General features: G+C 43.1%; 10 protein-coding genes. All 10 read left to right on the top strand.

Features of this window, described 5'->3' with window-relative positions; all coding sequences use genetic code 11:
• Positions 1-12: 12 nt before the first annotated feature.
• The 10 genes from BN8899_RS17595 (at position 13) to BN8899_RS20855 (ending at position 15400) form a co-directional block, all read left to right on the top strand.
• Positions 13-2298: a Gldg family protein gene (locus BN8899_RS17595; RefSeq protein WP_065220359.1), complete on the top strand. Its 2286-nt coding sequence runs from the start codon at positions 13-15 to the stop codon at positions 2296-2298.
• Between the two features lie 5 nt (positions 2299-2303).
• Positions 2304-3236, top strand: a complete 933-nt coding sequence (locus BN8899_RS17590; RefSeq protein ID WP_065220798.1) for an ABC transporter ATP-binding protein — start codon at positions 2304-2306, stop codon at positions 3234-3236.
• 12 nt (positions 3237-3248) lie between these two features.
• Positions 3249-5537: a Gldg family protein gene (locus BN8899_RS17585; protein WP_065220358.1), complete on the top strand. Its 2289-nt coding sequence runs from the start codon at positions 3249-3251 to the stop codon at positions 5535-5537.
• Between the two features lie 85 nt (positions 5538-5622).
• Complete coding sequence (locus BN8899_RS17580; RefSeq protein WP_187376945.1) at positions 5623-6828, top strand: FecR family protein; 1206 nt, start codon at positions 5623-5625, stop codon at positions 6826-6828.
• A 119-nt stretch (positions 6829-6947) separates the two neighbouring features.
• A complete protein-coding gene (locus BN8899_RS17575; protein ID WP_065220356.1) occupies positions 6948-10340 on the top strand; it encodes a SusC/RagA family TonB-linked outer membrane protein in 3393 nt (1130 codons plus the stop codon).
• A 14-nt stretch (positions 10341-10354) separates the two neighbouring features.
• Positions 10355-11821, top strand: coding sequence for a RagB/SusD family nutrient uptake outer membrane protein (locus tag BN8899_RS17570; protein ID WP_065220355.1), 1467 nt, complete (start codon positions 10355-10357; stop codon positions 11819-11821).
• A 25-nt stretch (positions 11822-11846) separates the two neighbouring features.
• Positions 11847-12542: a DUF4843 domain-containing protein gene (locus tag BN8899_RS17565; RefSeq protein ID WP_065220354.1), complete on the top strand. Its 696-nt coding sequence runs from the start codon at positions 11847-11849 to the stop codon at positions 12540-12542.
• A gap of 15 nt (positions 12543-12557) precedes the next feature.
• The gene (locus BN8899_RS17560) at positions 12558-14240 is read left to right on the top strand and encodes a PKD-like family lipoprotein (RefSeq protein ID WP_187376943.1); all 1683 of its coding nucleotides are present in this window, start codon (positions 12558-12560) and stop codon (positions 14238-14240) included.
• A 307-nt stretch (positions 14241-14547) separates the two neighbouring features.
• Entirely contained in the window at positions 14548-15105 is a 558-nt protein-coding gene (locus tag BN8899_RS17555) for a sigma-70 family RNA polymerase sigma factor (RefSeq protein WP_065220352.1), read from the top strand.
• A gap of 136 nt (positions 15106-15241) precedes the next feature.
• On the top strand, positions 15242-15400 hold the full coding sequence (locus BN8899_RS20855) for a hypothetical protein (RefSeq protein ID WP_157237435.1): 159 nt from the start codon (positions 15242-15244) through the stop codon (positions 15398-15400).
• The last annotated feature ends 292 nt before the right edge of the window (positions 15401-15692 follow it).

Raw genomic sequence — 15692 nt, 5'->3', positions numbered from 1 at the left:
AAAATTTAGGTTATGAGAATGATTTATAAAATAGCGAAGACCGAGTTACAGATGTTGTTTTATTCTCCCGTGGCTTGGTTGGTGTTGATCATATTTACTTTTCAATGTGGTCTTATTTTCACGGGTACAGTTACTATGATCGAGAAACAACAGGCGATGGGTTATGATCCCTCGTATATCAGTTCCAATCTTTTCAGCAGGTTGTTCGGAGAAGTATATAGGTATTTTTTCCTTTATATTCCTTTGCTGACGATGGGGTTGGTGAGTAAAGATCTTGCCGGGGGAACGATGAAGCTGTTGTATTCGTCGCCCATGACGAATGCGCAGATTGTTCTCGGGAAGTATTTGTCGATGGTGCTTTTTGCCCTTGTGCTGGTGTCTATTTTGGTCGCGTATATGATTTTTAGTTTGTTCACGGTAGAGCATTTTGACGTGTTGCAGATTTTTACCGGGATTTTTGGTTTCTTTTTGTTGATATGTACTTATGCGGCTGTCGGGTTGTTTTTCTCGACGTTGTCTTCTTACCAGATCATCTCGGCTGTGGCAACATTGGTATTTTTGACGTTCTTGAATTACGTGGATCGGATTTGGCAAGATATTGATTTCGTGCGGGATGTTACTTTTTGGTTGTCGCTCCCGAGACATGCCTGGACGTTCATTAGTGGTATGATTTGTAGCGAGGAGATCGCTTATTTCATCACGTTTCCGGCGATGTTCGTGTGGTTTTCTATTGTGCGTCTGTCTTCGAGAGTACAAAGAAGCTCGTGGGTGCAAGGTTTGATGAAGTATGCGGGTGTTTTCCTGTTAATGGGGCTTATCGCGTATGTGAGTTCCCGTCCGGCATTGATGGGATATCTTGATATGACGCGGGAGAAGAGCCTGACATTGACGCCTCATAGTCAGGAGATCGTGAAGAAGCTGAATGGCGGGTTAACGATCACAACTTATAGTAATTTGCTGGATGATGATTTTATGAAAGCTCTTCCGCAGTACCAAAATAGTGACATGTATCAGTTCCGCGAGTATCTTCGTTTTAAGCCGGAGATCAAGATGAAATATGTGTATTATTACGATTCGGTGATGAATACTAAAGAAAAGGGATTCTTGTCGGATTTGCCGATGGAGAAGCGGGCAAGGCAGATTGCCGCCTCGTTCAAGATTAAGTTTTCGAGGTATTTGAATCCGGAACAGATCAAACAGATTATTGATCTAACACCGGAAGATAATCGTTTCGTGCGGCAGGTGGAACGGGAGAGCGGAGAGAAAATGTTTTTACGGCAGTTTGATGACATGATGCGAGATCCGGGCGAGGCGGAGATTTCCGCCGCATTTAAGCGAATGGTGATGGAGTTGCCTACCGTGGGATTCCTGACGGGACACGGCGAGCGGAATATAAACCGTTACCGGGATCGTGATTACGCGAGTTTCGCTCAAAATAAACGCTTCCGTTACGCTTTGTTGAATCAGGGATTCGACGTGAAAGAAGTGATGTTGAACGAGGATATTCCTACATTAATAAATATTCTAGTGATTGCCGATATGCAGCAACCGTTGACCGGAGAGGAGATGGAACGTTTACAGCGATATATAGACCGGGGAGGCAATTTGTTTATTGTGGGAGAGTCTAGTAGGCAAGCCCTGATGAATCCATTGGTGGAACAGTTCGGGGTTGAGTTTGTCGAGGGGGTACTGGTGAAACCTACGGAAGATTTCCAGCCCGACTTAGTACTATCGCAACCTACGGAAGAGGCGAGGGAGTTGTCTTATTTCTTCGGGACGATGAAGGATTGGAGAATGAGCGCCACTATGCCGGGTGCCACGGGATTGACGTATTCTACGGATAAAGGATTTAAAGTGATGCCGATATTGCTGACAGATTCCACGGGAGTATGGAACGAGTTGGAAACGACGAATTTTATTGATTCGACGGTTTGCTATAACCCGGCGAGAGGAGAGGTGGAACAGCAATACACGACACTCTTGGGATTATCGCGCCCGATGGGGGAACGTGAACAGAAGATTGTGATCCTGGGGGATGCGGATTGTATCAGTAACGTGGAATTGTTTAAGCCCCGTGAAGGGATCGAAGGGGGAAATTTCTATATTATTCTCGGGTCTTTCCAATGGTTGTCTGACGGGGAGGCTCCGGTAGACGTGCGCCGTCCGAAATCAATCGATAATAAATTGTTCTTGGGTAAAACCGGCGTGGCTGTAACCGAGATCGTGTTTAAGTGGATGGTGCCGGTTGGCTTGTTGCTGGCAGCTATTTTTGTATGGTTTAGAAGAAGAGGAAGATGAAAGAACTGGAAAAATCAATTGTAAGAGTGGAACATTTGTCACATCGTTACAGTGTTCAATGGGCTATTCGGGATATAAATTTCGAGATCACGGAGAATGGGATATATGGTTTATTGGGTTCAAACGGTGCGGGCAAGTCGACCACGATGAATATCATGTGCGGTGTGTTGAAACAGACGGAGGGAGAAGTTTATATCAAGGGAGTGAGTATGCGTGCCGATCCGGTGGAAGCGAAGCGTCATATTGGTTTTTTGCCGCAAAAGCCGCCGTTGTACGGTGATTTGACGGTGGAGGAGTTTTTGACGTTCACGGCGAATATCCGCCGTATCCCGGAGGGAGATGTAGGGCGTTCCGTGAAGGAGGTGATGGAGCGTTGCGGGGTAAGCCATTTCCGCCGGCGTTTGATTCGCAACCTGTCGGGAGGTTACCAGCAGCGGGTGGGGATCGCGCAGGCGATCATCCATAACCCCGCTTTCGTGGTATTGGACGAGCCGACGAATGGCTTGGACCCGAACCAGATCATCGAGATCCGTCATTTGATCAAGGAGATCGGGGAAGACCGGACCGTGATTCTCTCGACACATATCTTGTCTGAGGTGCAGGCGACGTGTGATTACATCCGCATGATCGAGGAGGGGCAGGTCGTTTTCTCGGGTACGGTGGAGGAATTTGACAATTATATTGTCCCGAGCACGATTTTCGTGACGTTGGCTTCGATGCCGTCAGTGGAAGAGTTGAAGGTACTTCCGGGCGTGGTTGATGTGGAGAACACGGGTGGGATGAATTACCGGGTGAGTTTCTCGGATTCTCGCGAGGCGATCCTGAAGATCGTGGAGACGAGCGTTGCCCGTAACTGGCAGTTGCTTGAGATCCGTGCGGAGAAGAGCTCGATGGATAGCGTGTTCGCGGAGTTGTCCGCCAAGAGTAAGAAACATTAAAATCGTGAGTTTATGAAGATGGTGTTTAAAATAGCAAAGATGGAGTTGCAGTCTTTGTTTTTCTCGCCGGTGGCGTGGTTATTGCTGGTGATATTCGCTTACCAGGTGGGGATGATGATATCCGATTTGCTGGAAGGGATCGTGGTGAACCAGGCGATGGGGTATGAAGCTGGGAGGGTAACGAGTATATTTGGGAAGTTGTTCGCAGAAATGCAGGGGTATCTTTTCTATTATATTCCTTTGTTAACGATGAATATAATTAGTCGGGATTTGAGCGGGGGAACGATAAAGTTGTTGCAGTCGGCACCTTTGCGAAGTGTTCAAGTTGTTGTAGGGAAATATCTGGCTTTGATGGCATTCGGATTGGCAATGATAGGGGTGATACTATTTTACGTGGTGTTCGGTTTGTTCACGATCGAGAATATGGATGTGCCTTACGTGTTGGCCGGGATACTTGGTATTTACTTGTTATTGTGTGCTTATTCCGCAATTGGATTATTTGTGTCCAGTTTGACCTCTTATCAGGTTGTCGCTGCCTTTGGGACATTGTTAGTCTTGATGATTCTGAATTACGTGGGAATGTTGTGGCAGAATTACGAGTTCGTGCGGGACATTACTTACTGGTTGTCCATGCAGGGGAGAGTGGGAGAATTTATTCGAGGATTGATTTGCAGTGAGGATGTGCTTTATTTTCTAATCGTGATCGGAATGTTTTTGACGTGGACGACACTTCGGTTAATCAATCGGGTGCAGCGGCGGGGCTGGACGACACGTTGGGGGGCTTACCTAGGGGTTTTCGTGCTGGCAATGGGAATCGGGTACTTGAGTTCCCGCTCCACGTTGATGGGATATTATGACGCCACGTACACGAAGAGTAATTCTTTAAGCCAGAGTAGCCAGGATATTATCGCATTGTTGGATGGCGAAGTTACCGTAACGACTTACACGAATGTATTAGACCAGGATTTTTGGGAAACACTACCCGAGAATATAAATCAAGATAAAGAAGTGTTGCGTCCTTATGTCCGGTTTAAACCGGATATGAAACTCCGATATGTGTATTTTTACGATAATGCGAATAATAAGGAGTTGGATGAGCAATATCCGGATATGAATGACGAGGAACGGGCGAAACGAATCTGTGAAAATTACGGGTTGCCTTTCTCTATTTTCCGGTCGCCGGAGGAGATGAAGGGGATAGAGGATTTGAGTGGCGAAGGGAATAGGACGATCCGCGTGATCGAGCGGGAGAATGGGCAAAAGGCATATTTGCGTTTCTATTATCACGGGGGGTGGAGAAGTTATCCCATGGAAAGTGAGATTACGGTTGCGTTTAGGCGATTAGTATTGGAATCGCCCACGATCGGTTTTCTCGTCGGGCATGGAGAACGTAATATTTACAAGGAGGGAGACCGTGAGTTTAAACGTTTTTCCAGTGACAAGGATTACCGGGGAGCGATGATCAACCAAGGGTTTGATATAGAGGAGGTGAGTGCGAGCCACCCCATTGGTGATAATATTGATATACTCGTGATTTCGGAATTGAGGTCTTCCTTGAGCGAGAAGGAGAAAGTGAACTTGGATGCCTATATCGCTAGAGGTGGAAATTTATTGATTCTTGGTGGTCCTGAAAGACAGGAATTGATGAATTCTATTGTTGAGCCCTTTGGAGTTCGTTTTTTACCGGGGAGGTTGGTTCAGCCGACGAGGGATTTGCAAGCAGATTTGATTCAAGCTTTACCTACTGACGAGGGTATAAATCTTTTTCCGGGATTGAATATGATCCGTGTTTATGAGGGGTGTGTAGCGTTTCCGGGATGTGTAGGGTTGGAATATACGCCTGTCGAGGGAATGAGGTATACATCTTTGCTCGAGACGGATTCCGTGGGATGTTGGAACGAGATGGGGACGACGGATTTCGTGAACGATACTGTGGTGTATAATCCGGAATGCGGTGATAAGGATGGGGTTTTTACGTCTACTTTGGCTGTAAGCCGCGAGGTGAATGGAAAGGAACAGCGGGTTGTGGTCATCGGGAATACGGATTGTTTCAGTAACGGGGAATTGGCTACCGGGAGAAGGGAGGTCCGGAATTTTGCAAACGTGTTGGTTCGTTCTAGTTTTTATTGGTTGTCTCACGAGAAACTTCCTATTCATGCGTCTCGGGAGAAACCGATAGACCGGAAGTTGTATATCTCGGAGCCGGCTATGGAGGTTTGGAAAATGACCTTTATGGTTGTTGTCCCGGTTATTTTGGCTTTAGCCGGAGTAGTCATCTGGCTTCGCCGGAGGGGACGATGAAAGGTTTGTTCTCGAAAAGAAGAACTTAGTTTTTTTCTATAAAAAAGTAATACCAAGTGAATGTTCGAGTATTCTTTAGATGGTTATGGATAAAGATAGAATATATAAGATATTGGATTTATTTCTTAAATCTTGGTCGGGGGCTCTCACTCTTCCGGAAGAGAAAAAATTGAACGAGTTACTGGCAGATCTGGAATGGGCGCAGTTGAAAAGAGATTTGGAAAATGACCGTTTTATAATGGGGAGATTTAAAGAACACGAGAAGTATGATTCCGTTGCTGATTTTGCTATTTTCTTGAAACGAATCAGGAGAAAGCAAAAATTGAGACGTGTGAATAGAAGATTGAGGAGAGTGGGATATGTTGCCGCTTGCGTTCTTGTATTCGTGACGGCGGGTTGGTTGTTGTTGAAAGAAGATAGCAAGTCTTCTTTGCTCAAGTGTAAGGAAAATATGGCGATGGTGCAACAGATAGCGGATCGAAATTGTGTCCGTTTGGTGTTGCCTAATAACCAGGTTGTTGCTTTGTCCAAAAAGGCAGAGATTATTCCGATTTCGCATTTGGATTCTATAGGCATATTCCGCTCCTCGGGGATGCCGACGCTGGATTATTCGCGATTGAAAAATAGTGTGTTGGAAGATTCTATTCAATACCACACGTTGATCGTTCCGACGGGGAAGATGCAATCGCTTGTTTTGTCGGATGGAACACGGGTGACAGTTAATGCCAAGTCTACTTTGAAATATCCGGTTATTTTTGCGGATTCAGTCCGGGAAGTGTACTTGGAGGGGGAGGCTTTATTTGAAGTTACAAAAGATCCGGGTAAACCTTTTATCGTGTCGGGAAAAGATTTTGAAGTGGATGTTTTAGGTACGGTTTTTAACGTGATGAGTTATGACGAGGAACCGATGTCCCGGATCACTTTGATAGAAGGGAAAGTGAGAACAACTGCGGGAAAAGTGTCTGTTTTGTTGAAACCCGGGGAACAAGCTTCTATATCACCGGAGCAGATTCACGTGGAAAAAGTGAACACGGATGCTGTCGTTGCCTGGGTGGATAGGAAGATTACTTTTGACGCCGAACGATTGGATTTAATAATGAGGAAAATATGTCGCTGGTATAACGTGCAAGTCCTTTATGAATCGCCTGTTATGAGGGAACGATGTTTCACGGGAGCCTTGTTATGTGATCATCCGTTGGAGGTTTTTCTGGAGTGGATGAGTACGACGACAGATATGCAATTTATATTAAGTGACGGAGTAATTACAATTAAAAACTTTAAAAATCAATAGCTGGTAATTCCTAACCTATAAATCTAACATACAAATGATGGTGAAGCCCGCGCAAGCAATGTGGTGGGACACGAAGTAAAACGCGGGTTTCATTTTTTATGAATCTAAAACTAATCTACATGAAAAAAAAGAAGTCTAATTTACTGATGATGAAGAAGACAACAGGTATCGTGTTTATTCTGTTTTTTGTTCTTCAGTCTTTTAACATCGGGATTTGCTATGCGCAGTCTGCTAATGAACCGCGATTGACCGTGGAATTTAAGGAGACCCCTTTTGTCGATGTGCTTAATTACATTAAACGTCATACAAAGTATGAAACTTTGTATAATAATGAGGAGATGAAGAAGATTCCGGCTGTGACGCATGATTTTAAAGCTGTCTCTTTGTCCGAGGTCCTTCGCCAATGCCTGGAGGGAACGGAATATACTTTTCGTTTTTTCCAAAATATGATCGTGATCCAGAAACGGCAGAAGACGATAGAACCAGTGACGTTGCGTGGTAAAGTGTTGGATGAAAGAGGGGAGGTGTTACCGGGTGCAACGGTTGTCGTGCGTGGAACGAACATCGGGGGAAGTTCCAATAACCAAGGAATATTCGTGTTCAATCTGCCTAAAATGGATACCATTTACTTGCTGGTAAGTTTCGTGGGATACGAGACTCGGGAGGTGGTGATGACAGATTTTAACAAAGAGATTGTTGTACGAATGAAACCGGACACGAAGGAAGTGGATGAGGTTGTGGTGACGGGATATGGAAACGTGAGAAAGACTAGTTTCACGGGTAATTTTGTGACCGTGAAGCGGGATGAATTGTTGAACGTGTCTAAAACGAACGTGATAAAGGCTTTGGAAGTTTTCGATCCTTCATTCCGTATCAAGACGAATAACCAGTGGGGATCAGACCCGAATGCTTTGCCTGAAATGCAGATTCGCGGGCAATCAAGTATCGGGGTCAAGGATTTGGATCGGAATTCTCTGTCGAAATCCGCGTTGGAAAATAATCCTAATTTGCCGATTTTTATTCTTGATAACTTTGAAACGACGATCCAGAAGGTGTATGATATGGACCCGAACCGTATTGAAAGTGTTACGATATTGAAAGATGCCGCGGCAACAGCGTTGTACGGTTCCCGTGCATCCAACGGTGTAGTCGTGATTACCACTGTGGCACCCCAATCAGGAGAAGTGCGAGTAACGTATAATATGGTAGGGACAGTATCTATGCCGAATTTGCACGATTATAATCTGATGAACGCGAGAGAGAAACTGGAAGCGGAGGTGGCATCAGGAATGTATGATATTTCTGACTTGGCACTATGGATAGGCGTGATGAGGCTAGAAGAATATCAAGCTAAATTGGAAAATGTTATCGAAGGGGTGGATACTTATTGGTTGAGCAAACCGTTGCGTTCGGAGTTTAATCACAAACATAGTTTATACCTGGAAGGGGGAAATAAAGAATTCCGCTATGGTATAGATTTCAGTTATAATAATGAAAACGGGGTTATGAAGGGTTCGTACCGGGATCGTATTGACGTGGGGTTCTCTATGCTGTACACGACCCCGAAAGTTCAGGTAACCAATAAGATCACGTATGGCGTGACGAAGGAAAAAGAATCTCCTTATGGTGATTTTTCAACTTATACGAAATTGTTGCCTTATGAGAAATACAGGGACGAGGATGGTAAGATGTTACGTCACTTGAATTGGTCGCAGATTATGGCTAATGAACGTATAAATCCGTTGTACGAAGCAGAACTGGGGAGTTATGATAAAGGGAAAACGAATTCGTTAACCGATAACTTAAGTGTCAATTGGTATATAAAGCCTACTTTATGGGTTAGGGCGGAGGCGAGTGTATCCCAATCGATGAATAAAAGAGAAAAATTTATTGATCCCTTGTCTGTATATAATAATTTGCAGTACGGGGATGATAGGAGTTATGTAGGCAGTTTGACCAAGTCGGATAGGGAATCTATTTCCTGGGAGGGAAAATTTACAGTTTCTTATAACGAATCAATATTAAATCATAATATAAATTTATCCAGTGGGGTCGAAGTCCGGACTTCTAAAAATAATTCCAATTCGGGGACCTATAAAGGATTTCAATCCGCGGAATTCTCTTCGCCGGAGTTTGCCCGTGATATGCCTTATAAACCGAATTTTAGTGAAACGCAATCGCGTTTGTTTGGTGTGTATTTTAGATTGAACTATTCTTATCGGGATATTTATTTGGTTGATGCCACGATCCGGTTTGATGGCTCTTCTGAATTCGGTTCTGATAAAAGATACGCACCATTCCTGTCTGCCGGTGTCGGTTTGAACATACACAAGTATCCTTTTATGGAACAGTTCGGTTTTATCAACCATTTGAAGGTGCGTGGTTCTTTCGGGCAGACAGGTAACGTGAACTTCTCTCCTTATGCGGCGGTTCCCTCTCACGTGATTGATACTGACGAATGGTATGTGTCCGGTCCGGCTACAAGCTTAATGACTACGCGGGGAAATCGGAATTTGAAGTGGGAAAAGACAAATAAGCTTGACATGGGATTTGAGTTAGGTGTTTTGAGGGACTTGGTATATCTTGAATTTTCTTGGTATAATGAAGTGACAAACGGTTTGATTAATGATGCTTCATTGCCTAGTTCAACGGGATTTACCACGTATTTGACTAATGTCGGTAAGGTGGAGAACCGGGGGTTCGAGTTGCAACTTAGAACTCAATTGCTTCGGACTTCGGATTGGTATGTGGCTGTTTATGCTAATATGGCGCATAACAAGAATGTAATAAAGGAAATATCCGATTCCCAAAAAGCTTATAATGATGCGGTAAACGAGTATTATAATCAAGAGATAAGGAATTTTTGGGATGAAGATAAACCGAATCTGAATCGGGTAATGACGAAATACGAGGAAGGACAGTCTCTTTCGGCTAAATACGGGTTGAAGTCTTTGGGTATTGATCCGGCAACAGGAGAGGAATTGTATGTTTATCGTGACGGAACTGTCGGTTACGAGTGGAGGGCAACGGAAATGCAGAATATCGGGGATGAACTCCCGTGGGGAACCGGTGCTTTCGGGGTGAATCTGCGATGGAAGAATTTTACGCTTAGCACGAGTTTCACTTATAAGTTCGGGGGGGATTTTTATAATGAGACGTTAATCCAAAAGGTTGAGAACGCGCAGATACGGACTTTTAATGTTGACCGCCGTGCTTTGGCTCAACGTTGGCAAAACTTTGGTGACGTGGTGATGTATAAGGATATAAAAAGCGAGAGTCAAACCACGAATCCGACTTCCCGTTTTATGCAACGCGAGAATATATTGGAATGGAATTCAATGACTATCGGGTACGAGATAGGAAGCGAGAAACTGAAGAAATTCGGTATAGACAATGTTCGCTTGGAAGTGGGTACGAATGATTTATGGCGACTTTCCACGGTAAAGGCGGAACGCGGATTGAGTTACCCGTATGCCAACTCGGTGAATTTTTCCCTGAATGTTAGATTCTAAAATGAGATAAAGATATGAAGACAGTAAAATACATTATGGGTTTGTTGGTTGCTTTCTCGATGACCGGTTGTAATGATTGGTTTGACGTGAGTCCGGAAACTCAAATTAGCAGTGATGATTTGTATTCTACCGGGGACGGCTTCAGGATGCAAGTGAACGGTATTTATAAAAGTTTGTCTGCCCAAAATCTCTACGGGAAGGAATTGACGTGGGGGTTAGTGGATGTGTTGGGACAATATTATATCAAAGAAAATTTAGATCAAGTTTACCAGGATGTGAACGACCGTTTGTATGAAACGAGCGATGTACTTTCTTTGACAGATGGTATTTGGTCCGGTATGTATAAGGTAATCGCGGATTGTAATAATATTATCGAACATGTGGAGAAAGCTTCTAACAGCATATTTGAAAACGGGGAAGGGGAGAAATGTAAAATACACGGGGAGGCTTTGGCTATGCGGGCTTTTATCCATTTCGACTTACTTCGGTTATTTGCTCCCTCGCCTGCCCAAAACGAGAATGGAACATGGATTCCTTACGTGAAAGATTCTGAATCCGTGATTAATAACAAAATGACGGTGAAGCAGGTATTGGAAAATGTAGAGCAAGATTTGTTGGAGGCACATTCGCTTATGGTTCAATGGGATTCTGTTGTTTCTTATAGTAAAAGCTGGCGCGAGGAAGTGATTTGGATGTGGGTCGTGATGGGTGGATATTGGAAAAGTTGGAGTGACGAGAGTGAATATGCGGAGTTTTTCGGACATCAACGTTCCCGTATGAATATGGTATCCGTGAATGCTCTCTTGGCTCGGGTTTATGCTTACATGGGCGAGAAGAAAAAAGCCTATGACGTGATTGAGGAAATGTTGAAAATGGGAGGACGTGGGGAAGAGTGGAGATTCGATCAAATGGATTATCTTCCGGCGGGTGAATGCCGGTTATTGGGTGATGTGATTTTTAACCTTTATAATAAACAGGTCGGTGAATATTATGCGCCTTATTTAACCTCGGAACATCCTCTTTACTTGAGAAATATAACTCAAGTATTCCCAAGTCGGAACCAGATTGACGGTCGGTTTGAAAAATTGTTGATGCAAATAGGTTCGGATTATGTTTCTGTCAAGAATAGAAGGACAAACTTGGATGTTGCCTATTTGCCTGTGATCAGAAAAAGCGAATTGTATTATATAAAAGGGGAATACCTGGCTTCCGTGGGGAAAGTGGATGAAGCAGTTGAATTGTTACGGAAAGTAAGAAGTGCACGGGGAGATATTTCAACGGACGATTTGAATACAATTACCACGGAAGCGGGATATATACAGGCCATGTTGGCGGATGCCCGGAAAGAGTTTATCGCGGAGGGACAGTCTTTCTATATGTTCAAGCGTTTGAACCTTCCTATCTTTGATGGCAAGCAGAATATTGATTTTAGGAATAATAATTATTTACCTGTACCGAAGAGTGAGGAAAGTGCTTTTTAAGTCTGTTAATTTTAAATAGGTAGAAATGAGATATATAGTTTTTATACTGGTATTCGTGTCTTTTCTTGGGGCTTGTTCCGAGGATAAATTTACGACTTACGATTCAGATAGATTTGTGTATTTTACGAAAGGGATAACGGCGGATAGTATTACCGAATCGTTTTTCTTTTACCCGGGAGAAGATACGCATGAGATAAATTTGGAACTGGCATTTGCAGGAATGCCCGTGGAAGAAAACATGGCTTATCGCGTAGACGTAGACGAGAGTTTGTCTACTGCCGTGAAAGGAACTGATTTTGATTATGAACCGGATCAAACGTGGGAAGCCGGTAAAGAAAAGGATACCCTCGTGGTTAAGTTGATTAAAACGGCAAAGTTAGCAAATCAGATGGTACGGGTGGTATTGAAGTTGGCACCGACGAAAGATTTTTCTTTAGGACCGGTGAATAACACGAGAAGCCAACGGTTGGCGTTTACTTCTAAAGCGATAGCTCCTTCCTGGTGGACATCCGATATAGTCAAGTACTATTTGGGTGAATATAGTGATGCCAAGTATGCCAAATTTATAGAGGTTACCGGTATCAGTGATATGAGTGATATGGGACCGACGGAATTGAGGTATTACGCTCTGAAGCTGAAGTACCATTTAGTGGAAATGAAAAATGCCGGTACTCCGGTAATGGACGGAGACGTGGAAATGACGGTTCCTATTGTTGGATAATTAATGGCTAATATTATGAAGATACAAAATTATATATGGGGTGTATTTGTTGCGATTTTTCTTTACGGATGCTTTGAAGATAAAGGGAATTACGACTATTCGGAAATGCCTACCGTTTCCGTGGTGGATTACGTCACGAATGAAGAGGAATTCGGGAGTTTCTGGAATTTGACAGTAGGGGATGTCATAAAGGTTTCCCCTGTATTGGAATACACGGGCGATTCTACAGCATTATCATTAAAATTTGAATGGGTCGTGGAGAGTATGGGGACAGATGAGGTGAAGTCGCTTGGATTTGGGAGAGAATTGGAATGGAAAACAGATATGGGCGGTTTTTTGAGCCTGCATTTATTTATAACGGATACGATTACCGGATACCAGATTGTTGACAGTGAGATTAGTATCTACCCAACGGATAATAATTCAATGTCCGAAGCGTGGATCGTATTGTCGGAAATAGACGGAAAATCTTGTCTTTCCGTGTTGGAAAATGTGAGTGGTTGGGAAAATGATAACTACGTGACTCGTTTCCGGGAATTGAAAGATTATTACACGAGTCAGAATGGCGGTGTGGAATTGGGAGGTTCGCCCGTGAAAGTGATGAATCACTGGTTGCAGAATGGTAGTTCTTCTTCGCCTGGAATGATATTGATTCTTCAGAACGGGGGAATCGGTCCGGTCTATGTAAGTGACCAGGATTATAAAAGGACCTTGAATTTAAAGGATGATTTTATAAACGGAATGTTGCCTAATGTAACTTTTAAAGATGCCGTGGCTAACTCGAAAAGCCATGTTTTATTGGCAACAAACGGAGATTTGTACTTGAAAGCCGTGGAGCATTTGGATGTTTGGTTTGCCGGTAAATATATCGATGTGCCGGTGGCTATAGATGGAGGAATGAAGATTGACCGTTTGATACGTATGTCTTACCAGAGAGTGGGTATCACGGGCACTTTTGCTATTGACGGTTTGAACCATCGTCTTTTGCATATCGCGGATGACAATTCATTGGAATATTACGGGAATTGGGGTGATGCCAATGCTATTAATGTTGTTCGAACGGAACCGACCGAAGGTATCACGCTTGCTATGGACAACTTGAAAGACGTGGATATTATTTACGCCGGCTCATACGTGGGACGCCGGCAAACGGAATGGGGATCGGACCAGAGTTCGGATTTGTTTATGTTCTACAAGGATAATAGAAGCGGAAGCGAAACGGAGGGATTGTATTGTATCCATACGTTCAGATTAGGTTCGGACGACGAAACTTGGGAATTGAGGGCGTATCCGAAAATAGAGAGGGCATTCCCTATCGGTTTCCAGAACAGAATCAATAGTGATGGTGCGTATTTTGTTTCTCCTCACGGGGATTTGGAGTTCTTCTTCTTCAGTAGTGGCGCGAACAATGGAGAGTTGTGGGGGTATATTTTCAGGGGTTCGGGTGGAACCGATCCGATAAAGTTATTTGATTTTGAAGGAAGGAAAATCGTGAAAATAACATCGACGGATACGGGAACCGGCTCAAGTAGTAGGGGTATGGATTTGACAGTTGCTTTGGAGACAGGGGAAATTTATATGTTCACGGTGAATAATTCCCATTTTGCAACAGGAGTAACTCCTAAATGGCAATCGACAACCCGTTTGGGTAAGATTGTCGATATGCGTTATGAAGGGTGGGCTAACGAGGCAATTTAATTGATTTTATAGTGAAGGGATAAATTTTCCTTTCTTCCTCCCTGTTGTCGTTGGAATCTTCTTCGGCAACGGGGATTTTTATTTTAGATCTAACCGTACGGGGTCCTGCTTAAAAAAAATGAAGTTTTAAGATTTTAGAATAGTACCAAAGTTCAGTTCAAGTATTCAAAATAATGATAAGTGGGAAATGTGGTGTTACGAGAGGAATGAATTATGATGAACAAGCGGATTGAGACAAACGGGCAGAACAGTGCGAGGGAAGATTATTTACGCTTGATAAAATTGAAAAGTTTAAAAAGGGATAAAGATGGTAAACTTTGATTCTATTTTACCGGGTATAAACGGCAAAGACGAGAGATGTTGGGAACAGCTCTACACCTCTTGTTATGCAGCCATGTGTGTCTACGTGGAATCGATTGTCAAGGATATGGATAGTTCAAAGGACATCGTGCAGGATCTGTTGGTGAATCTCTGGCATTCCGACGTGCAGTTTGCGTCCTCGAAAGAATTGATGGGATACCTGTACAAGTCGCTATATCATAATTCATTGGTGTATATTCGCAATAAGAAAAAAAGAGCCTCCATTCTCGATAAAATCGACAAGGAAAAAGAGGAGGAAGATTTTGCCAAAGATTTCCTGCTCGACACAGTACAAGAAGAAATTGTGCGTTTGCTCTACCTGCATATCGGTGATTTGCCCCGCATGAGGAAACAGATTATCAAATTAAGCATAAGTGGTTTTTCCGGAAAAGAGATTGCTGATAAACTGGGTATCAGTGTCAACACGGTGAAAGTCCAGAAAAATAAAAGTATTAAATACCTTCGCGACCGCTTGATGCACCGCCGTAGAGAGTTGGATTTGTAGTTAGAGTGTTAAATTTAAGATTTTCCTAACAATTCATTTGGGAAATACAAAATAATGTTATATATTTACAGTGAGCGAGGATAGAAACGGAAGAGGAGAATTTGGTTTGAATTAGTAACTTTAAAAAAGAAAAGAGATGAAAGCTAAATGGAATCAAATGGTAATCGTAGTCCTTCTACTGGTTGTTATCACGAGCATCGTTGTTTACACGTGGATAGGGATAGCGGAGATCATTCATTATTTTGATCACGTTGCGTACGAATCAATCACAACCATGAGAATACTCGGTTTGTGACGGGGTGAATTGGAGTAGCCGGTATATTACCCTGGTAATATACCAGTTTTATCCGTGTTTCCCGGCACTCAAGTATTGACTAACTATTAATCAACTATTGATCAACTATTGGTTAAAGAATAGTTAGTCAATACTTGATCAATACTTAATCAATAGTTGTGTGCCGGGAAACACGGATAAGAGTGGGAGGAATGTTATTTAAGTGTAATATTGGTCGTGAACTATTATGAACTTGTTTCGTGTGAGTTTGTCCTGTATTTTTGTATTATTAAATGAATTTGAATTTAAAAAT

Source organism: Butyricimonas sp. Marseille-P2440 (genome assembly GCF_900091675.1).
GTDB lineage: Bacteria > Bacteroidota > Bacteroidia > Bacteroidales > Marinifilaceae > Butyricimonas > Butyricimonas synergistica.
Note: the sequence above shows the minus strand (reverse complement) of the source record. Positions and strands in the feature narration are given on the sequence as shown.